The 21,532-nt window shown below is 66.2% G+C and carries 16 protein-coding genes; 7 read left to right on the forward strand and 9 right to left on the reverse strand.

From position 1 onward, the window contains the following. The 9 genes from ACXJKR_RS05525 to kduD all read right to left on the reverse strand — a co-directional run. On the reverse strand, positions 1-201 hold a 201-nt coding region (locus ACXJKR_RS05525; RefSeq protein ID WP_457321411.1), incomplete at its 3' end, for an MFS transporter. 257 nt (positions 202-458) lie between these two features. Next, a complete protein-coding gene (locus ACXJKR_RS05530; RefSeq protein ID WP_457321412.1) occupies positions 459-1,346 on the reverse strand; it encodes an SDR family oxidoreductase in 888 nt (295 codons plus the stop codon). Positions 1,347-1,348: 2 nt separating this feature from the next. After that, complete coding sequence (locus ACXJKR_RS05535; RefSeq protein ID WP_457321414.1) at positions 1,349-1,873, reverse strand: GNAT family N-acetyltransferase; 525 nt, start codon at positions 1,871-1,873, stop codon at positions 1,349-1,351. Then, positions 1,873-2,892: an NADP-dependent oxidoreductase gene (locus ACXJKR_RS05540; protein WP_457321416.1), complete on the reverse strand. Its 1,020-nt coding sequence runs from the start codon at positions 2,890-2,892 to the stop codon at positions 1,873-1,875. Before ACXJKR_RS05540 ends, ACXJKR_RS05535 begins: the two co-directional genes overlap by 1 nt. Before the next feature lie 90 nt (positions 2,893-2,982). Next, on the reverse strand, positions 2,983-3,789 hold the full coding sequence (gene kdgR / locus ACXJKR_RS05545) for a DNA-binding transcriptional regulator KdgR (RefSeq protein ID WP_457321418.1): 807 nt from the start codon (positions 3,787-3,789) through the stop codon (positions 2,983-2,985). A 45-nt stretch (positions 3,790-3,834) separates the two neighbouring features. Next, a complete protein-coding gene (locus tag ACXJKR_RS05550; RefSeq protein ID WP_457321420.1) occupies positions 3,835-5,094 on the reverse strand; it encodes a pectate lyase family protein in 1,260 nt (419 codons plus the stop codon). Beyond that, positions 5,091-6,158, reverse strand: coding sequence for a pectinesterase family protein (locus ACXJKR_RS05555; protein WP_457321422.1), 1,068 nt, complete (start codon positions 6,156-6,158; stop codon positions 5,091-5,093). The genes ACXJKR_RS05550 and ACXJKR_RS05555 overlap by 4 nt, the downstream gene beginning before the upstream one ends. A 14-nt stretch (positions 6,159-6,172) precedes the next feature. Continuing rightward, the gene (locus ACXJKR_RS05560; protein WP_457321424.1) at positions 6,173-7,342 is read right to left on the reverse strand and encodes an oligogalacturonate lyase family protein; all 1,170 of its coding nucleotides are present in this window, start codon (positions 7,340-7,342) and stop codon (positions 6,173-6,175) included. Positions 7,343-7,570: 228 nt separating this feature from the next. Next, on the reverse strand, positions 7,571-8,332 hold the full coding sequence (gene kduD, locus ACXJKR_RS05565) for a 2-dehydro-3-deoxy-D-gluconate 5-dehydrogenase KduD (protein WP_457321426.1): 762 nt from the start codon (positions 8,330-8,332) through the stop codon (positions 7,571-7,573). A 423-nt stretch (positions 8,333-8,755) separates the two neighbouring features. On the opposite strand from kduD, the gene ACXJKR_RS05570 reads away from it, so the two are divergent. The 7 genes from ACXJKR_RS05570 to ACXJKR_RS05600 form a co-directional block, all read left to right on the forward strand. Continuing rightward, on the forward strand, positions 8,756-11,704 hold the full coding sequence (locus ACXJKR_RS05570; RefSeq protein ID WP_457321428.1) for a TonB-dependent receptor: 2,949 nt from the start codon (positions 8,756-8,758) through the stop codon (positions 11,702-11,704). A gap of 137 nt (positions 11,705-11,841) precedes the next feature. Further along, complete coding sequence (locus tag ACXJKR_RS05575) at positions 11,842-12,408, forward strand: PEP-CTERM sorting domain-containing protein (protein ID WP_056197379.1); 567 nt, start codon at positions 11,842-11,844, stop codon at positions 12,406-12,408. Then, positions 12,405-15,212: a pectinesterase family protein gene (locus ACXJKR_RS05580; protein ID WP_457321430.1), complete on the forward strand. Its 2,808-nt coding sequence runs from the start codon at positions 12,405-12,407 to the stop codon at positions 15,210-15,212. The genes ACXJKR_RS05575 and ACXJKR_RS05580 overlap by 4 nt, the downstream gene beginning before the upstream one ends. A gap of 38 nt (positions 15,213-15,250) precedes the next feature. Beyond that, on the forward strand, positions 15,251-18,148 hold the full coding sequence (locus tag ACXJKR_RS05585; protein ID WP_457321431.1) for a TonB-dependent receptor domain-containing protein: 2,898 nt from the start codon (positions 15,251-15,253) through the stop codon (positions 18,146-18,148). A gap of 2 nt (positions 18,149-18,150) precedes the next feature. Then, positions 18,151-19,458, forward strand: a complete 1,308-nt coding sequence (locus ACXJKR_RS05590) for a hypothetical protein (RefSeq protein WP_457321433.1) — start codon at positions 18,151-18,153, stop codon at positions 19,456-19,458. After that, complete coding sequence (locus ACXJKR_RS05595; RefSeq protein WP_457321435.1) at positions 19,455-20,213, forward strand: rhamnogalacturonan acetylesterase; 759 nt, start codon at positions 19,455-19,457, stop codon at positions 20,211-20,213. Before ACXJKR_RS05590 ends, ACXJKR_RS05595 begins: the two co-directional genes overlap by 4 nt. A gap of 110 nt (positions 20,214-20,323) precedes the next feature. Further along, the coding region (locus ACXJKR_RS05600) for a hypothetical protein (RefSeq protein ID WP_457321437.1) at positions 20,324-21,532 on the forward strand (1,209 nt) is incomplete at its 3' end.

The following is a 21,532-nucleotide window of genomic DNA, read 5'->3' on the forward strand; positions in this document are numbered from 1 at the left end:
GATATACCCCATCACGGGGTTGCTGATGGCATCCAGGATGCTGGCCAGGGAGAAGATCGTGGCCGCCTCGACGACCGTCAGACCGCAGAAGGTCGTGTAGAAATAGAGCAGCCATGCGGCCGCAATGGCCAGGGCACCGCTGCCCAGCAGGTTGGCGCCGCCGTAGCTCAGCGTGTGCCTCATCGAGATCGTTTTGCTCATGACTTGCTGTCTCTCATTTAACTGGAAGACAGTTTCATTTTTTGTGGCCTGCCGTTCCGTGAAGCAAGTATCCCATTTACAGATGCTTTGGGACCTGCCGTCAACCCTGGGCTGAACCGGTCGCAGGTGGCCTGAACTTCTCGTTCCCCCATGCACTGAGCCCTGCCGGCTGGGGCCGGCAGGGCTCAGTGCAGCTGCAGTCGCTGCGCAAGGGGGCCCGCGAGGCCGACGCGATGGTCAGGCCCCGCTGGGCGGGCTCAATCGGCGCGCAGCTTGGCGCGCAGGCCGGCGCCGATCTCGGGCCGATCGAGGAAGGGATCGGTCGGGTTGCGCAGCAGCATGACGTCCTCCAGCCGCGTCTGTACGCCGGCCAGAGCCTGCGGGTGGCTGAAGATGTAGAACTTGTTGTGGTCGATGGCGTCGAACACCATGGCCGCCACATCGGCCGCGGTCAGCTTGCCCGAGGACACAGCCTTGTCGCTCTGGGCCTGGGAAATCATCTGGCTCTTGGTCGGCTTGCTCGCCGCGAACTCGCCGGGGCGGTTGCGRTGGCTCTGGCTGATGCCGGTGGGCACGAAGAASGGGCAGAGCACCGAGGCATGGACCTGGTCGGTCACCAGGGACAGGTCCTGGTACAGCGTCTCGGACAGCGACACGACGGCGTGCTTGGACACGTTGTAGACACCCATGTTCGGCGGGTTCAGCATCCCAGCCATGGAGGCGGTGTTGACGATGTGGCCCGAGTAGCCCGGGTCGGCCTTGGCCGCAGCCAGCATCATGGGCGTGAACAGGCGCACGCCATGCACGACGCCCATCACGTTGACACCCATGACCCATTCCCAGTCGGCCAGGGAGTTCTCCCAGATCAGGCCGCCCGAGCCGACGCCGGCGTTGTTGAAGACGAAGTGGGGCGCGCCGAAGCGTTCCTGCACGGCGGCGGCCAGGGCTTCCATCTGATCGGCCTTGGCCACGTCGACGACCCGGGCCAGCACCTCGACGTCCTTGAACTCGGAGGCGGCCTTGTCCAGCGCATCGGCCTGCACGTCGACGAGGACGAGGTTCATGCCGCGCCGGGCGGCGAGGCGGGCGGTTTCCAGGCCGAAGCCGGAACCGGCGCCGGTGATGACTGCGGTTTTCTTGGTCATGTTCAGGTCTCCAGAGAAGGCGAAGGGCCGCCCCGAGGCTTCTTAACCCCCTCGGGGGGCTGAGGCGCTTGCGCCGATTGGGGGCTACGTTTCTGCATCTCTTGGTGAGCGATGCCGTCTTCCATGTATTGCTCGCCAATGGGCGAGAAGCCGAAGCTTGCGTAGAAGCGCTCCAGGTGCGCCTGCGCATGCAGCGTGATCGACTGGCCGGGCCACAGCTGCTCGCACTGCGCGACGGCTTCGGCCATCAGCGCGCGGCCCATGCCACCACTGCGTGCCGCGGGCGATGTGACGACGCGGCCGATGAGGGCGTCGGGCGCCTTCAGTCCCGGTGGGATCAGCCGCGCATAGGCCTTGAGCTGGCCGTCATCGCCGTGACCAAGCAGATGCCAGGTCTTGGCGTCGAGGCCGTCGATGTCAAGGAACACGCAGTTCTGCTCGACGACAAAGACCTCGGAGCGCAGGGCCAGCACACTGTAGAGCTGCTGCACGCTCAGTTCGTCAAAGCGCAGGCAGGTCCAGCGCATCAGATCAACTTGACGAGCTGCTTGCCGAAGTTCTTGCCCTTGAGCAGGCCGATGAAAGCCTCGGGCGCGCTGGCGATGCCTTCGGCAATCGACTCGCGGAACTTGAGCTTGCCCGTGGCGACCATCGTGCCCAGTTCCTTCAGCGCCTCGGGCCAGACTTCCATGTGCTCGGACACGATGAAGCCTTCGACTTTCATGCGGTTGACGAGGATGAGCTGGGGCGCCGCCATCGGGATGGGCTGGCCGTCGTAGCCGGAAATCATGCCGCACATCGCGATGCGGCTGAAGGCGTTGGCGCGCAGCAGGACGGCGTCCAGGATCATGCCGCCAACATTCTCGAAATAGCCGTCGATGCCGTTCGGGCACTCGGCCTTCAGCGCGGCAGACAGCGAGCGCACGTCGGGGTGCTGCTTGTAGTCGATGCAGGCATCAAAGCCCAGTTCCTCGACGACATAGCGGCACTTGTCGGCGCCGCCGGCGAGGCCCACCGCGCGGGCGCCGCGCGCCTTGGCGAGCTGGCCGACCACACTGCCGACCGCACCGCTGGCGGCGCTGACGACGACGGTTTCACCGGCCTTCACGTTGATGATCTTCGTCAGGCCATACCAGGCCGTCACGCCGGGCATGCCGACCGAGCCCAGGTAGGCGGACWGGGGGATGTGGGCGGTGTCGACCTTGTTCAGCACGCCGCGCTGGGTGGCGTCGACGGTCTGGAATTCCTGCCAACCGCCCATGCCGACGACCTTGTCGCCGACGGCGAAATTGGCGTTTTTCGACTCGACCACTTCGCCGACGGTGCCGCCGATCATGACTTCATCGAGCGGCTGCGAGGCCGCATAGCTCTTGCTCTCGTTCATGCGCCCGCGCATGTAGGGATCGAGGCTGAGGAAGTGGTTGCGCACGCGCACCTGGCCCTCGATCAGCGCGGTGAGCGGCGCTTCGACGAGGCGGAAGTTGGCGGGCGTGACCTCGCCCTTGGGGCGGGAGGCGAGGACGATCTGGCGGTTGATGGGGCTCATGGGGCTGCTGGTTCACACGACAGCCGCCATTGAAGCACCCCGGGGGAGGCCCCTGCGTCCCAGGCGCGACAACGCTTTAGAGCGGTCGACTCACGGTGCGATCGTGATCGGGTAGCTGGTGCAACCCAGCTTCTCGGAAATGTCCTTGCTGGCCGTCTGCAGCATCCTGACGACCTCGGGCGCCTTCTCGACATCGAAGCGGAAGGTTGGGAAGGACACGCTCATGCCGGCGATGGGCTGGCCGAGGCGGTCGAAGATGGGCACGCCCAGGCAGCGGATGTGATCGTCGAACTCTTCGCGGTCTTCGCCGAACCCCTGCTTCTTGACCTGCTCCAGCTCGGCCAGGAAGGCCGGGCGTTCCGTGATGGTCTTGTCGCGAAAGCGCTTGAACTCGGCACCGTCGAGGATGCGGTCGCGGCGCTCGGGGTGTTCCCAGGCCATCAGCACCTTGCCGATGGCCGTGCAGTGCAGCGGCGCGCGGCGGCCGATGCGCGAGTACATGCCCAGCATGTGGCGCGAATCGACCTTGTGGATGTAGATGATCTCGCTGTCGATGAGGCTGCCCAGGTGGACGGTCTCGCCAGTGGCGTCGGCCAGCATCTGCATGTGGTGCTTGGACAGGTCCACGAGTTCGGGCGAGGGCAGGGCCTTGGCGCCGATCTCGAACATGCGCATGGCCAGGCCGTAGCGCTCGCTGTCGGCCTCCTGGCGCACATAGCCCAGGCCCTTCATCGTCTGCAGGAAACGGTAGACCGTGGCCTTGGGCATGGCCAGGCGCACCGACAGGTCGGTGATACCGATGTCACTGCGCTCACCCAGGGCGTTCAGGATCGCGAACACCTTGAGTACCGCGGCAACCGACTCCGGCTGCTTGGAATCAGCAATGTCGTCGTCCATCGTTTCGATTCTTTCGGGTGCGTGTTTCAGTAGCCGGATTCTGACTCAGGCGCGGCGCGGCCCGACGCCTGCGCGGATTTGCTCAACCAATTGATCGGGACGGGCCGGGCGCAAGGCTGCCGCGTCGTAGGACTCGTCGGGGCGCCAGCCGACGTCGGCGGACAAGGTCTCGCCGGCGTGCGTGGCTGCCCAAGCGGCCAGGATGTCCACCGGTTGGCCGTTGAGCCGGCTTTCACGGTCGGTGAAGGCGCTGCCCTTGAGGCGGCGGATCAATCGGTCGGCCTTGATCTCGGGCGGCAACTCCCAGCGGTTGTGCTCGCTGTACAGGCGCGAGCGGATGCCCACGCCCAGGGAGTAGCCAAAGTCCTCGGCGCGCTCGGCGCTGAAGAGGTTGGCGACGACATGCACGCGGCCAAAGCGAACCCGCGGCGTGCGCTCCTTGCAGGCGTGGAAGTGGTTGTGATGCAGCGTGACGCGCAGCAGGCCGTCATCCGTGATGCGGCCGTCGCTGTTGCCGATCAGCATGGTCTTGTCGTGGGCCTGGAAGCGGCACCAGGACACGGTGACGAGATCGCTGCCGTTGGTGATGTCCAGCAAGCCGTCGTGGTGCTGCACGCGCTGGCCCAGGCGGATGGGCTCGAGCTTGTCGGGGTGGTTGCCGTCGTCGAACAGGCAGTGGTCCACCCAGACGCGGTCGGCACCGCGCAGCGACAGCGCGTCGTACTCCGAGTTCCACTCGCCGTGCACGTTGTCGCGCGGCTCCCAGGCGGGGAAGTGGTCGTACGCGTCGGAGAAGCGCAGGTCGCGGATGACGATGTTGCTGACCTTGTCCAGCAGCACCATGCCGTGCTGGAAGCCGGCGCCAGGTGCGGCGCCCAGCAGCGTCGTGTTGGACGGCAGGCGCACGATGGAGACGTCGGCCTGGCGCTTCTCGGAGCGCTTGCGGGCATCTTCCAGCGGCCCCCTGGGGTCGTCGCGGCCCCAGGTGGCGGGGTCGAACGCGCGGTCGAAGGCGTCGAAGTTGAACTCGGGATCGCGGAAGGCTTCGACGCCGCCGGGGCAGAGGTCGATGAGCTTGTGGATGCGGATGATCTTGGGCTTGTCGCCCAGGCGAAGCGCGGCATCCAGGCCGGCGCGATCGTGAACGTCGAAGACATGCTCGGGAACGGCTCTGGCCCCGCCGGTCGTGCCGCCGGTGCCCGCCCAACCCAGAGGCGCTTCAACGGGTGCATGGGGCGCGGTGGCGCAACCGCCCAGGGCAGAGAGACCGGCAAGAGCCAGCAGGTGGCGACGTTGGAAGCTCATTGATTTTTGAACTCGAAAAGACGGTTGCCGGCGGCGTCGAAGGGTCGGCGCGAGGTGCTGGCCGACCAAGGGCCGATGTGGGTGCCGATCTCGCTGTCGCGCACGACGGCCGCGCCATTGGGGCTGGTGCCGGCCACCCAGGTGCCAGCCTTGACACCCGCATCCCAGGCACGACCGATGGATGTGGCGCCGGGCGCGATGCCGGGCTCGCCGACCAAGCGGCTGTGCGTGATCAGAAACCCCTGGGTCACGTCGGGCGCCGTGCTGGGCGCCAGGACGATGCCGCCGTGCCCAGGCGTGCGGCGGTTGGCGCGGCTGAGGATGGTGCTGTGTTCGATGACGAGCACGGCGTTGCCGAAGATGAAGTCCACGTCGCCGGCGATGAGGCTGTGGCGGATCAGCTGGCGGGCTGGCGCGTCAGGCGTGCGGCGCTTGGCGTAGAGCGTGTCCTGGTGGCCCAGCAGGCGCACGCCTTCGAGCTGGATGCGGTCGCCCATCAGCGTCAGCGCCACGGCCTGCGCACCGCCGCTTTCGCCCACGCCCGGCGGGTAGGCCTCGCCGCGGCGCACGCCGTCCATCGCGTCGTTGGCAATGGTCAGCGAGATGAGCTGAACGTCGTTGCTCTGCACCAGCATGCTGGTGCTGCCGCTGGTGCCGACGGTGGCCTTGCCGAGTTCAGGCCAGCAGGGGTGGGCGGGCTCGTTCTCGCCCTTGGGCTTGCCGGAGAAGCGGCTGTCGACGAGTACGACGGCGCTGGCCTCAAGCGCCGAGCCGACGAGGGCCAGCGGCGCCTTGTCCTTGATGCAGACGGGACCGCGGTAGGTGCCGGGCTGGATGTGGATGACCCAGCGCTTGCCGCCCTCGGCGGGCACCTTGTCGATGGCGGCTTGCACCGACTCACCCGGCTTGACGACGAAGTCAGGCGCCGTCGCGGTGAGGTCGGCCAGCGGCCCCGGCTTCCAGTCGCCGAGGTAGGCCGCCGCGGTGTGCGCGGCGGCCTGCTCGGCCGGCAGCTGAGGGCGTGCTTGCCCCTGAGCTGCCGTTACGGCAAGCGATGCGGCCAAGGCCAGCGCGAGCTTCACAGGTCGGCCAGGTAGAGGGCCGGCTCGACGCCGCTGGCGCGCTCCTTGTCGCAGCTGAACAGCACCTGCTTGTTGTCCGGCGTGAAGCTCGGGTGCGGATGCGTGACCTGGCGGTCGTCCTTGTAGACGTCCCAGCCGCTGTCGTGCCGCGCGATGGGGCGGGTCGTGCCGGCTTTCAGGTCGAACAGGTGCAGATACGGGTCGCCCACCAGCATCGCATTGCTGGCCGTGCTGTCATGGCTGACCTTGCCCACGCCGTCGCCGACGATCAGCGTGCCGTCGTAGTTGCTCATCAGGTGCGAGCACTGCGGCATGGCCGTCAGCAGCTTGTTCTCGAGAGTGACGGGGTCGAGGCTGTAGATCCAGCGCTCGGGCGACTTCTCGTTGTAGCTGACGTAGATCATGGCGCTGCCGTCCGGCACCCAGAACTCGTGCGTGCAGCTCTCGCCGTCGAGATGTTCCTTGCCGCAGCGGCGGTTCGTGCCGTTCTCGTCGATGAACCACATGCGCGCGTCGATGAGGTCGTGCGGGCCTTCGTGGCAGTAGGCGACGGTGTTGTCATCGAACGGGCGGTATTGCGGGTGGCCCAGCCAGCCKCGCTGCTCAAGGATGACGGTGCGTTTACYGGTCGCCAGGTCGACGCTGAACAGCCGGCACAGCGGCCGCTTGTGGAACATCTCGTTGAACTTCTGCCAGGTGTTCAACGGGAACCAGTCGTCAGCTGATATCTCGATGCCGACGATCTTTGTGCAGGCGCTGTTGCTGACCCAGGTGCCATAGCCCACCCAGGCGTCGGGCACGACGTACAGGACCTCCTCTTCCAACGTGGCGAGCTCCAGGCGGATGAACTGGCGCTTGTCACGGACGAAGTAGAGGTGCTTGTCATCGGGGCTCAGGAAGCCGCCGAAGGTGTTCTCGCCCATGCCGTCGGTGAGCTGGACGCAGCGCTGGGTGTCGAGATCCAGCAGGTGGTAGTTCCAGTTCGGACTCGGGTTGGGGCCGAACTCGCCGCCGAAGATCAGCTGGCGGCCATCGTTCGTGAAGCACTTCTGATAGAAGTAGTTGCGATGGCAGGTCACGTCCGGCGGCGTCAGCCGCGTGACGCGCGCACCGGTGTCGGGATCCTCGCGGGTGAGGAATTCAAACTTGCGTTCGGTGGATTTCATGGCGTGATCCTTTCTGGGCCGAGCGCTGGGCCGCTCCCGAGCCGGCCCCTCTGGCGATGTGCTTGCCGGTCGAGCCGGCAAGCATCGCCGTCCCCTCGGGGGCTGAGGCCGGACACGGCAAGTCCAGTGGACTTGTTGTGCCTGCCGAAGCGCTGCGGCGCTAGACGCAGCGCGGTCCCAGACCAGACTCGCTCGCGTGCAGCGATGCGAGGCTGGGCGAGGGGCGTTTTATCTTGCCAGCCAGCCGCCGTCCACGGCAATGGTGTAGCCGTTCACATAGTCCGAAGCCTGCGAAGCCAGGAACACGACCGGGCCGGCCAGATCCTCCGGCTTGCCCCAGCGGCCGGCCGGGATGCGGTCGAGGATGGCGCTGTTGCGCTGCTCGTCGGCGCGCAGCGCGGCGGTGTTGTTGGTGGCCATGTAGCCCGGCGCGATGGCGTTCACATTGATGCCGTGCGAGGCCCACTCGTTGGCCATCAGCCGCGTGATGCCCATGACGCCACTCTTGCTGGCCGTGTACGAGGGCACGCGCACGCCGCCCTGGAAGCTCAGCATCGAGGCGATGTTGATGATCTTGCCGCCGCTGCTCTGGGCCAGGTAGACCTTGGCCACCGCCTGCGACAGGAAGAACACCGACTTCAGGTTCAAGTCCATCACGTCGTCCCAGTCGGCCTCCGAGAACTTGATGGCGTCTTCGCGGCGAATGATGCCGGCGTTGTTGACCAGGATGTGCACCGCGCCCGTGAAGGTCCTGGCCTGGGCGACCAGGTCGGAAATGGCGCTCACGTCGGACAGGTTGGCACGCATGTCCAGAAAGCGGCGCCCGAGCTTTTCGACACCGGCCTTGGTCTCATCCGGGTCGGAGACGTTGACGCCGACGATGTCAGCGCCGGCTTGCGCGAGCGCCAGCGCCATGCCCTGGCCCAGGCCGGTATTGCAGCCGGTGACGATGGCCGTCTTGCCGGCCAGGTTGAAGTTGTTGAGCACCATGTTTTGTTGCGTCCGTTCAGCGCGAGGTCGTGGCCAAGGTGGTTCAGCTTGTTGAAACGCAGTTCCACTTTTTCCGATGCCACGACTTTAGGCAGCGCGCAAGTGTTGCGGAATCATGGTTTCTAATTAGTGAACCGATGTTCCGATTTTTGCATCTTCCCCCTATCATCGTCCACAACGAACTTCGAAGACCCCAGCAATGAGCCCCTGTTTACCCATGACGGGCCCGCGCTGACCGACAAGTTTTTCCCTCGCCGCGACAACGATCTGTCGTCACGACGAAAGAACCGGCGCTCGCACTACAGCGTCGCCGGCTTAGGAAATCAACGGGTGCCCTGCGTGCGCCCGGGTTCCCAGCCTTGCATAACCCGAGAGCCGCCGGCGCGACACAGCGCCCAGGCGGCCTGCACCAGGAGACACCACATGCCCGCCGTTCGCCCTTTCCGTCGTCCGTCCCAGCGCCTGGCCTTGCGCCCGGTGGCCTTGGCCGTCACTTTCATCGCCGCGCCCGTCTGGGCCCAGACCGCGCCGGCCGCCTCTGCGCAACTGGAGACGGTCACCGTCACCGGCATCCGCGCCTCGCTGGAGAGCGCGCTGAACGCCAAGCGCCAGGACAAGGGCATCGTCGATGTCATCAAGGCCGAGGACATGGGCAAGTTCCCGGACACCAACCTGGCCGAATCGCTGCAGCGCATCCCGGGCGTCGTCATCGACCGTGACGCAGGCGAAGGCCGCAACATCACCGTGCGCGGCCTGGGCGGCGACTTCGCCCGCACCCGCATCAACGGCATCGAGGCCCTGGCCACCACCGGCGGCACCGACAGCTCCGGCGGCGCCAACCGCACCCGCGCTTTCGACTTCAACGTCTTCGCCGCCGACCTCTTCAACTCGCTGACCGTGCGCAAGAGCAGTTCGGCCGACGTGGATGAAGGGTCACTTGGCGCCACCATCGACCTGCAGACGGCTCGCCCCTTCGACCTGAACAAGTTCGCGGCCGCCGTGTCCGTCAAGGGCACCTACAACGATCTGTCCGGCAAGGCCACGCCCAAGGCCTCCTTCCTGATTTCCAACACCTTTGCCGACAAGAAGATCGGCGTGCTGCTGTCGGGCGCCTATTCCAAGCGCAAGGTCTATGAAGAGGGTTTCAGCACCGTGCGCTGGGACAACGGCCCGTCCAGCGGCAACGCCTTCAGCGGCTGGTGCCCGCCCCAGGGCGTGACGGCCAACCTGCCGACCGGCTCCACCGCCACCACCTGCGGCCCCGCCGCCCAGGGCGTGGCCCGCCTGCCCAACACGCCGGAGAACCTGGCCGCCTACAACGAGGCCAGCAAGGCGACCAGTTTCCACCCGCGCCTGCCGCGCTACGGCCGCCTCACGCACGACCAGGAGCGTCTGGGCATGACCGGCGCCATCCAGCTGCGTCCGGCCGAAAGCATGTTGATCACCTTCGACATGCTGTACAGCAAGCTGGAGGCAACCCGCCAGGAAGACTTCCTGGAGGCCATCTCCTTCAGCCGCGCGCTGTCGGCCGGCGGCAAGCAGCAGACCAGCGTCGTCGAGGCGCAGTACGCGCCCAGCGGCCAGATGCTCTACGGCAAGTTCAACGGCGTCGACGTGCGCGCCGAGTCGCGCTTCGACAAGCTCAGCACCGAGTTCACGCAGCCCTCGCTGACCGTCGAGCAGGACATCACCGACACCCTCAAGCTGACTCTGCGCGGCGGTCGTGCCACGTCCCGCTTCCGCAACCCCATCCAGACCACGACGACGCTGGATGCGCCCAACGTGAACGGCTATGTGTTCGACGCCCGCGGCGACGACCGCGCGCCGCTGCTCGGCTACGGCAACCTCAACCCCAGCGACGCCAACGGTGGCCTGAAGATCTACGGCGTGCCCGTCGGCTCGACCAGCATCGCCAACTTCACGCCCAGCGAAATCCGCATCCGTCCCAACGGCGTGACCAACCGCCAGGACGTGCTGACCGCGGACGTGGCCTGGGAAGTCATTCCCGACGTGCTGACGCTCAAGGGCGGCGCCAGCTACAAGCAGTTCAAGTTCACCAGCTACGACATCCGCCGCACCGTCGAGACGATGAACACGCTGCCGGCCAACGTGATCCCGGCCAGCCTCGTGACGACGCTGACGGGCTTTGGCAAGGGCCAGAACCTGCCCAATGGCTCGATCACCTCCTGGGTCATCCCCAACCTGGACGCCATCGCCCAGGCCTATGACATCTATTGCAACTGCCTGAAGACCGGCCCCGCCGGCGGCCCGGGCGACTACACGCTGACCTCCATCACCAACGGCAGCGCCCGTGGCGGCAACCGGGCCATCTCGGAGACCGACACCGGCACCTGGTTCATGGCCGACTTCGAGACCCGCCTGGGCGGCATGGCCGTGCGCGGCAACCTCGGCACGCGCTACGTCAAGACGGCCATCGTCGCCAGCGGCTACCTGGCCACGGGCGGCGGCAGCCCCGTCACCGCCACCCGCGATTACACGGACTGGCTGCCCTCAGCCAACATCGCGGTCAACTTGACCAAGGACCTGATCCTGCGCGCCGCGGCCGCCAAGGTCATGTCGCGCCCGCCGCTGCAGAACCTGAACCCGGGCGGCACGCTGAGCACGACAGGCACGCTGAGCTACACCGGCGGCAATCCGGCGCTGGAGCCCTTCCGCGCCACGACCTTCGACCTCAGCGGCGAGTGGTACCACTCCAAGAACGGTTTCATCGGCCTGGGTGTGTTCCAGAAGGACATCAAGAGCTATGTGCTGACGGTGGGTCGCAACGTGGCGTACAAGGACACCGGCCTGCCGATGTCGCTGCTGCCGAGCAACTTCACCGGCGACGAACTCTTCCTGGTCAGCGCGCCGGTCAACAGCCCGGGCGGCAAGCTCACCGGCTTCGAGATCAACGTGCAGCAGCCCTTCACTTTCCTGCCGGGCTGGGGCAAGAACTTCGGCGTGCTGGCCAACTACACGCAGGTCAAGTCCAAGATGGACTATGTGCTCTCCGCCTCGGTCGGGGCGGCCACCGTCTCGGAAGACCTGGTCAACCTGTCGCCGCGCTCCTGGAACCTGTCCGTCTACTACGACGACGGCACCTTCAGCGGCCGCGTGTCGACCTCGGCCCGCTCGACTTTCCTGACCACCATCCCGGCCGGCAACAACCAGGACGTGGCAGGCAAGAACAAGACTTTCAACGTCGACCTGTCGATGGGCTATCAGTTCAACAAGCAACTGCAGCTGACGTTTGAAGCGACCAACCTGACCAACCAGCCCAACGACCAGTTCATCTCCCGCGCGATGAACAACGTCGTCGTCAACAACTACACCGGCCGCGAGTTCATCGTCGGTGGCCGCTACAAGTTCTAAGGCGGACATAGCCTAAAGAAAGCAAAGGGCGCAGACCTACGTCTGTGCCCTTTTTCGCTTGCGGGACCCTGCAGGTCTCCTGATCCCGAAGACGTGTCGATCGCCCCGCGGCGAGCCCGACCACACGGAGACAAATCATGAAGACCCACAGGACCCTGGTGGTCGCAGCCGCTGCATGGCTGATCGCCACCGTCGCCCAGGCCGCCAACAGCCTGCCCGCCGGCACCCTCATCACCGGCCAGGTCAGTGGCGCCAGCACGATGGTGCTGGGCCTGGACCACGGCTTCACCGAGGAGGCGGGCAGCAACATCACGGCGCTGGCTGCCACCGACCTCGAGTTCCTGACTGGCGACGCGGCGGTGGGTATTGACTTCTTCAGCGACGGCCATGTGCAGGTCTGGAACAACACCGGCGCCACCGGCCTGACCGGCAGCTACAGCTTCACCTTCAGCTTCGCGGGCTTGAGCGCGCCCATCACCGGCTTCACGCCGCTGGACATGACGGGTGTTGCCGGCGGCACCGTCAGCCTGCAATTGGTGGATGAGCACACCGTCAGCCTGACGCTGAACAACGTCAGCTTCGCGAGCGAGTTCGGCAGCTTCACGACACAGATCGCCGTCAGCGCCGTGCCGGAGCCTGGCAGCCTGGCGCTGCTGGCCGCAGGCCTCGGTGTCGTGGCCCTGCGCAGGAGGGTCGTCGCATGAAAGCCCTCAAGCACCTGGGCATTGCCGCGCTGCTGGCCCTGAGCCTGCCGGCCCATGCCGTTGATGCCGCGCAACAGACCGCACCCAGCGATGGTTGGGGAGCCGGCACCGTCGGCGGCAGCGCCGCCACCCCCGAGCACATCTACACCGTGCACAACCGCGCCGAACTGCTGAACGCGCTGGCCAATGGCGGCAACGCGGCCAAGATCATCAAGGTGGCCGGCACCATCGACATGACCGAGGGCACGCCCTTCGCCAGCACCGCCGACCAGAAGGTGAGGGCGCGCGTGCGCCTGACCAGCAACACCACGCTGATCGGCGAAGGCCCCGGTGCCGGCTTCGTCAATGCCTGGATAGACATCACCAGCGTCAGCCAGGTCATCGTGCGCAACCTGCACATCGTGGCGCCCTGCGACGTCGGCCCGATCTGGGACCCCACCGACGGCGCGCTGGGCAACTGGAACTCCGCCTACGACGCCATCGGCATCGTCACGGCCACCCAGGTCTGGATCGACCGCAACACCATCACCGACGCACCCGTCACCGACGACACCCTGCCCGTCGAGAACGGCAAGACCAAGCAATGCCACGACGGCGCCATCGACATCACCAAGGGCGCCGACCTGATCACGGTCTCGTACAACCTGCTCACGGCGCATGACAAGAGCATGCTGATCGGCGGCTCCGACAGCCTGACCAGCGACGCCGGCAAGCTGCGCGTCACCATCGCCAACAACGTCTTCAACGGCGTGGTCCAGCGCGTGCCACGCGTGCGTTTCGGCCAGGTCCACGTCTTCAACAATTATTTCGTTGGCAGCAAGACGGCCAACCCCTATCCGCACAGCTACAGCGTCGGCGTGGGCAAGGCGAGCAACATCCTGTCGCACAGCAATGTGTTCGCCATCGACGGCGCGGCGGGCTGTGACAGCGTCGTCGTCTACGCCAGCTCCGACCACACGGGCGTGTTCCAGGACAGCGGCTCCGCCGTCAATGGCGCAGCCTTGGGCGCCTGCAGCGCGCTGCCCGGCACGGCCTTCGTGCCCGGCTATGCCTTCAAGCCGCGGCCGGTGGCCCTCGTCAAGGCCAACAACCTGGCGTTGGCCGGCGCGTGGAAGATCTCGACGCAGATCAGCGGCAGCGGCAACGTCAGTGACGTCGGCGGCACCCGCTCGCCGGCCGCGAACGAGACCAATGTCCACACCGACACGCGCCTGTCGCTGTCCTTCGACGCGCCGCCCGCCATCGGCACGGCGGGCAAGGTCAATGTCTATCGCGCGAGCGACGACGTGCTGGTGGACAGCATTGATGTCAGCAGCGCGCCGTCCGCCAGCGACACCCAGGTCGTGCTCGCCCGCACCAACCTCGAGATCGACGCCCTCGGCCTGGGTGCCATGCCCGATGGCGCCACGTTCGCGCGCTATGTCTGGTACCGCCCGGTCAGCGTCAGCGGGGCCAAGGCCATGATCAAGCTGCACAGCAACAAGCTGGACTTCGGCACGGCCTATTACGTGACGATGGACGCCTCGGTGTTGAGCGGCAGCATCAAGGGCGCTGCCTTCGCCGGCATCGCCAAGGCCGACAACTGGAAGTTCACGACCCGCGCCGCACCGGCCAGCTTCACCAACCTCAACGTCGACGACAGCGGCACGACGGCCGACTTCCGCACCCTGCAGGGCGCGCTGAACTGGGTCATGAAGAACTGCTCGACGAACAGCCCGCCCGCCAACGGCTGCAACACCGTCGCGACGCCCAAGACCATCCACCTGGGCAATGGCAGCTATCCCGAGCTCAACATCCTGCGCAAGGTGTCCAACCTGAGCATCGTCGGCGAGAGCCGCGATGGCGTGGTGGTGGGCGACGTCAACTTCGAGTCGCTGAACTCGGGCAGCGGTGCCAGCAGCGCATCCGCAGGCGCGGCGCTGAGCACCTCGGGCAAGACCTTGGGCCATCGCGTGCTGGGCGGCGGCCGCGCATCCCTGCTCGTCGAGACGGCCGACCTGCTGACGCTGCAGAACTTCACGCTGCAGAACCCCCATGTGCGCAGCACGAGCTGGGACAACCAGGCCGAGGCCATCTACTTCAACACCAGCACGACGGCCGCGGCCGCGCGCCTCGTGGCCAAGCAGATGAACTTCCTGAGCCAGCAGGACACGCTGCAGCTCAAGGGCTACAACTGGATCTACCAGTCGCTCGTCGCCGGCAATGTCGACTTCATCTGGGGCAGCGTGATGGCCAGCCTGTTCGAGGACTGCGAGATCCGCTCGGTGGCCGACACGTCCAGCGGCTCGGCGGGTTTCATCCTGCAGTCGCGCGCCACGGTCGGCGACAAGGGCTTTGTCTTCCTGAACAGCCGCCTCACGGCCGAACCCGCCGTCAGCCAGGCCTATCTGGCGCGCAGCGGCGGCACGACGGCGACGACCTATATCGACCACATCGCCTTCGTGAACACCAAGATGGGCTCGCACATCCTGCCCGCCGGCTGGTGCGTGGGCACCGGCACCAGCAAGTCCGGTGTCGGCACCGGCGGCTGCGGCAGCAACCCGCCGTCCTGGGCCGGCACGGCCGACGGCGGCACCACCGACACGGTGGGCTGGCGCGAGTTCGGCAGCATGGACCTGAACGGCGCCCCGCTGGACGTCAGTGCGCGTCTGGGCGTGGCCTCGGTCAAGGTCAACAACGTGGCCACCAACCTCGTGCTGGCCAAGCCCCTCGGCTCGTCCACCGGCCTGACCAACCGCGCCGACATCTTCCAGAACTCGACCATCGCCACCGGTGCGCCCGGCGGCTGGGTGCCCGCGCCCTGACCGGGCCGGGCCAAACACACAAGACACCAGGAGACCCCATGAGCATCAAGACCCTGCCATTCCCCGCCCGCCTGACCCTGTGCGCCAGCGCCGTGCTGAGCCTGTGCGCTGCTGCCCAGGCGCAGAGCACTGACGCCCCCGCGACGCTGGAGCGCATCCAGATCACCGGCTCCTCCATCAAGCGCCTGGCCGGCGAGACGGCGCTGCCGGTGTCGGTCATCAAGTCCGAGGAGCTCGAGGCGCGCGGCCACACCGAGCTGAAGGACCTGGTGCTGGAAATGCCGCAGTCCCTGTCCCTGGGCACCAACAGCGGCGCGGCCGGGCCGATGCTCAATCTGCGCGGCCTGGGCCCGATGCGCACGCTGACGCTGCTGAACGGCCGCCGCATGGCCAACGAGCCGCTGCAGGACCAGTACGTCTCCGTCAACGTCATTCCCCGCATGGCGCTGGACCGCGCCGAGACGCTGCGTGACGGCGCCTCGTCCATCTACGGCTCTGACGCCATCGGCGGCGTGCAGAACTTCTGGACCTTCAACAGTTTCAAGGGCGCGCGCGTCAAGGCCGAGTGGAACCAGCCCGAGCATTCCGGCGGTGGCGAGACCAAGGCCATCGGCGCCATCGTCGGCGCGGGCGACCTCAACGCCGATGGCTGGAACGCCTACTTGTCGCTGGACCATCAGCGCAAGTCGGCCCTGTTCAAGATCGACCGCCCGGAGCTGTACGACTACTCGGTGCTGTCGGCCATGGGCCTGGGCCTGGTGCCGGACAACAAGAACCCCAGCCCGATTGCCAACTTCGGCTTCGCGACGGGCGCCAACTCCAACTACAACCCGGCCTATGCGACCGGTTGCGCGGCGCCTTACTCGCTGCCCACCCTGGGCGCCGGCAGCGTCGCCACGCCGGCCACTTACTCGAACGCCGGTTGCTACCGCAACCCCAACTATTACGACGCCGTCACCGATGGCAGCGAGATCACCAACGTCTACGGCAAGCTGAGCTGGAAGATCAACAACGACCACGCGCTGACGCTGGAAGGCCTGCACAGCAAGTTCAACGTCCAGAAGTACCGCGGCATGCAGGTACCCGCCGGCACGGCGCCGGCCACCACCTACAGCATGCCGGCCACCAGCAAGTTCTACCCCGGCAAGGGCATCACGCCGGCCGTCAAGGTGGTGGGCAGCAACACCGGTGCCAACTCGCCGGCGATGTTCCTCGACGCGRCCAAGACGCCCGGCGCGGTCACCGACCTGAACATGAACAACCGGACGATCTTCTTCGTCTGGGGCCCGGCCGAACTCGGCTCGGCCTACCGCAACGACGAGCAGACCAATGACCGCCTGGTGCTGAGCGCAGAGGGCACGGTGGCCGGCTTCGATTACCGCGTCGGCCTGAACTACGGCCGGTCGCTCCGCGACACCCGCGCCGGCGCCGGCTACATCCTCTACTCCAAGGCCCAGGAAGGCTTCACCAAGGGCATCCTGAATCCTTTCGGCCTGCAGGACGCCGAAGGCCTGGAGTACCTCCGCAGCATCGAGGCCAGCGACTACAGCTACCGCGTCAACCGCGCCTACAACCGCAGCGTGGACGTGACGCTGACGCGCTCGCTGATGGACCTGGCCGGTGGCCCGCTGATGCTGGCCGTGACCGGCGAAGTGCGCCGCGATTCGGCCAAGGTCGAGGCCGCACCGCTGGACTACGTGGCCAAGAACGCCAACGGCAGCTATGCGATCGATGCCTTTGGCAATGTCAGCAAGCACGACCTCGTCGGTGAGACGCCCACCGGCGTGGCGCGCGACCTTGGCCGCAACATCAAGTCGGCGGTCATCGAGGTGGACGCGCCCGTCACCAAGCGGCTGAGCTTCAACGCCGCGGTGCGCTCCGACACCTACAGCGACCTCAAGACGACGACGGTCAACCCCAAGCTGTCGGCCCGCTACCAGGCCCTGGACCAACTGGTGCTGCGTGCCTCGGCCAACACGGGCTTCCGGGCACCGTCCATCATGGACATCCAGAACCCGACGCCCGAGGTTCGCACCCAGGTGATGGACGACCCGGTGCTGTGCCCGAGCGCGACGCCCACCGTCGCCAACACCGGCAACCCGGTCAACGGCTTCACGCGCGACCAGGTCTGCAACCAGACGATGAACTACTGGACCAAGTCGCCCGACAACAGCTTCCTCAAGCCCGAGAAGTCCAAGGGCTGGACGCTGGGCCTGGCGCTGGAGCCCACCAAGGGCCTGCTGCTGACAGCCGACTACTGGGGCATCAAGCTGACCGACATGCTGGGCGCCGTGGCCATCGCCGAGGTGCAGCAGCAGCCGGCCAAGTACGCGACCAACATCATCCGCAAGGCCGACGGCACCATCGACTACATCGTCGCCAGCCAGGCCAACCGCGGCGACACCAGCATCCGTGGCCTGGACCTGTCCATGGCCTACCGCGTGACGGCGCCCATCGGCGAACTCAGCTTCATGCTGGACGGCACCTACTACGAGAGCTATCGCTTCAGCGCCGAGAAGGGCGGCGAGATGCTGAGCAACGTCGGCATCATCACCAACGACGCCCGCTATGGCGGTGCCGGCGTCAACTCCGGCCTGGCCGGCATGCCGCAGATCAACCCGCGCTGGAAGCACACGGCCTCAGTGGGCCTGCGCAACGGCCCGTGGTCGGGCCTGCTCTCGGTGCGCTACAACACCGCGCTGACCGACCTCACGCCGCGCGCCGGCTCCACCATCACGCGCGTCAGCCCCTACAGCCAGTACGGGGCCAGCGTCGCCTACTCGGGCTTCAAGGGGCTCAAGCTCGGCCTGGCGGTCAACAACTTCACCAACGCCAACCCGCCGGTCACGTCCAACACCATCTACACGGGCTACATCACCAGCCTGGCGGATGTGCTGGGCCGCGCCTGGAAGGTCACGGCGGACTACAGCTTCTGAGCATGAACAGACTCTTCGCTTGCCTGCTGGCCGTTGCCGCGCTGCCGGCCGCCGCACAGAACTCCGCGCCGCCCCATGCCGCCATCGTCACCCAGGGCTGGACACAGACCGCGGGCGGCCGCGGCGGGCGCATCGTCAAGGTCACGACGCTGGCGCCCTCCGGCCCCGGCAGCCTGAAGGAAGCCATCGAGGCCAGCGGTCCGCGCATCGTCGTCTTCGAGGTCGGCGGCGTCATCGACATGGGTGGCCAGCCGCTGAAGATCACCCAGCCCTTCCTGACGCTGGCCGGCCAGACGGCGCCCGACCCCGGCATCAGCATCATCAAGGCCGAGACGATGATCTCGACCCATGACGTCGTCGTCCAGCACCTGAGCTTTCGCCCCGGTGAATTCGGCCGGCCCAAGAAGGGCGGCGGCGACCAGGACGGCATCTCCACGCTGGGCGGGGCGCATGACGTCATCGTCGACCACTGCAGCTTCTCCTGGGCGACGGACGAGAACCTCTCCGCCAGCGGCCCGCGCTTCGAGGGCAAGACGGTGGAGGACTGGCGCAAGGGCACGTCGCACCGCATTACCTACAGCCACAACCTCATCTACGAGGGGCTGGGCAACTCGGTTCACGAGAAGGGCGAACACAGCAAGGGCTCGCTGATCCACGACAACACCAGCGGCGTGCTGATCTACGCCAACGTCTATGCCTCCAACCGCCAGCGCAACGCCTTGTTCAAGGGCGGTGCGCAGGGGGCCATGGTCAACAACTACATCTTCAACCCGGGCGATCGCGCCGTGCACTACAACCTCCTCGCCAACGAATGGACCGGCCAGCCCTGGCAGGTCGGCCGGCTGACGCTGGTGGGCAATGCGATGCGCCACGGCCCGAGCACGGTGGCCGGCACGGCCTTCTTCACGATGCTGGGCCAGGGTGACCTGGAACTGCATATGGCCGACAACCTCGCCCACGACGCGCAAGGCCGACCGGTGCCGCTGCTGGGCAACAACGCGCAGACGACGGGCAAGCTCATCGTCATGGCCAAGCCTGAATTGCCTGCCGGCTTGGCCATCCGATCGGCTGCCGATCTGGCGCGCGAACTACCGCCACTGGTCGGTGCGCGGCCCTGGGCGCGCGATCCGCTCGATGCGAGGCTGCTGGCCGACATGGCGAATGGCAAGGGCAAGCTGATCGATTCCGAAGTCGAGAATGCCCTCGGCTACCCGCGCCACGCGACGACGAAGCGCACTTTCAAGCCCGAGGACTGGAACCTCGACGACATGAGTCCCAAGGCCGGCTGGCCTGCCGCCGCGAAACCATGAAGCTGTCTTCCTTCTTCTTCTTCGCCATGCTGCTGACTGGCAGTGCCGTCGCCCAGACGCCTGCCGCTTCCGCGCCGCGTGGCGAGACCACGGCCAATGTCGCCACCGGCCCACGCCTCATCCTCGTCGGCGACTCGACGATGGCGCCGCGCAGCGGCTATGGCAATGCGCTGTGCGCGCGTTTCCAGCAGGTCGCCTGCATCAACCTCGCGCGCGGCGGCCGTTCCAGCAAGAGCTTTCGCGCCGAGGGCCTGTGGGACACGGTGCTGGCGCTGTTGAACGAGCGCGGCGAGACCGGCCAGAAGCAGAAGACCCTGGTGCTGATCCAGTTCGGCCACAACGACCAGCCCGGCAAACCCGGCCGCTCGACCGACTTCGCCACCGAGTTCAGCCCCAACATGGCTGGCTACGTGAAGGACGTGAAGGCCGCCGGCGGCGAGGTGCTGCTCATCACGCCGCTCACGCGCCGCACCTTCAGGGACGGCGAACTCCCCAACGACCTGCGCCCCTGGGCCGAGTCCATCCTCAAGGTGGGCGCGGAGCAGGGTGTGCAGGTGCTGGACCKGAACGCGGTCAGCCATGCCGCTGTGGCCGCCATGGGCCAGGCCGGCGCCGATACGCTGGCCGAAGCGCCGCCGCGCTTTGACCGCACCCATCTCGGGCCGAAAGGAGCGGACCTTTTCTCGGGGCAGGTGATGGAGGGGCTGATCAGGCTCAGGCCGGAACTGGCGAACGCAAAGACGCTGGGGCCGTAGGCGCAAGAGGTAGTTTCAGACGCAGTCCGACTACCTGAGCTGCGTCTCCTCGTTTTGTCGCGAGAGCATGTGTTGCCGGCGTCAGTAGACTACCGACTAGGAGGTCGGCTATGCGACGGCGCTTGTCGGCGGTTTTGAGCTTGGTGTTGATTGGATGTTGGTCAGACTGCTGGGCCGCGGAGTCTTCAGTTCAGCTTCCCGCGGAGGCGGATTTTGTCGAAGCGGTCAAGCATGACCAAACAACCAGAGTCGACTATTGCTTGGCATTGCCCGCGGACTATCCACTACCCACGGCGCGGAGCAAGCTCCGCAAATTCGGCTGGTACGCGGACTATGTCAAGGACGCGGCGCGCGGACCGGATGGCGTCAAGCAGCTCATGGAGCTCGACACGCTGGCGGCAGTCGGCCTCCTGCAGAAGGAAGAGGTTTCCATAGCTGCTGCAGGCTCGTTGCCGCAACCTGCGTGGCGCTATCGACTTACCGCCAAAGGCTGGTCACAACTGGACGATCGCCGCAGTTGTTTCGTGTATGGAAAAGCTTCATATCTGGGGTTCGTTGGCGGAGAGGATTCTCTCGACGGTGAGAGTTCCTTCCGAAGGTCGGTTCGTGTCGGTCTTTCAGGGCCGGACGCCTTGCCAAGCTGGGCACGAGATCCAGGCGTTCAGCAAGCCTTTCCTCAAATTGCGCGACAACTCGAGGGCCAACGCGTCGTCATGAGACTTGAAAGGCGCGACGGTCGATGGAAAAGTGAGGATGAGGGCGAACTGCCGGGCTTGCGCTTCGATTCACTGACTCCGGAAGCAAGGCGCAAATCTCAGACTTACGCAGATCTGCCGGACCCAACGAGATCTGAACTGGAGGGCAAGCTGTCCTTGAGTCCGGAACGGATTTGCCTGGTACTGCCGGGTAAAGGAAGGCTGCCCGTTGACAAGGTATTTCCCGGCGATCGCTATCKCTTTGGCATCTATCTGAATAAACCACAGCGATCGAGTTCCGACGCCGTAGTTGCCAAGACGTTGCCAACGGTCGAGCGTCTTGTAGCGGCGCGTGGACTGGTTCGGCTGCCAGACGAGCAGGTGGTCGATGACGCTGCTGACAAAGGGAAGTCCTTCACTACCGCGGTCTACGCTCTTGCGCCGCAGTTGCAGGCCTTGCTGCAGGACAACTGCATCAGCCTCGGGCCTATCACGCACCAATTCGTCGACATTCAATACAAGAAATTTGACCTCGATCGGCGACGCGTCCCGTCGTTCACGTTCAAAAAAATCCTGCGGCTAAACAGTCCGCCGTCGGTGCTGGCCGAGGCCGCTCTGCAAGCC

Source organism: Roseateles sp. P5_E11, assembly GCF_054049355.1.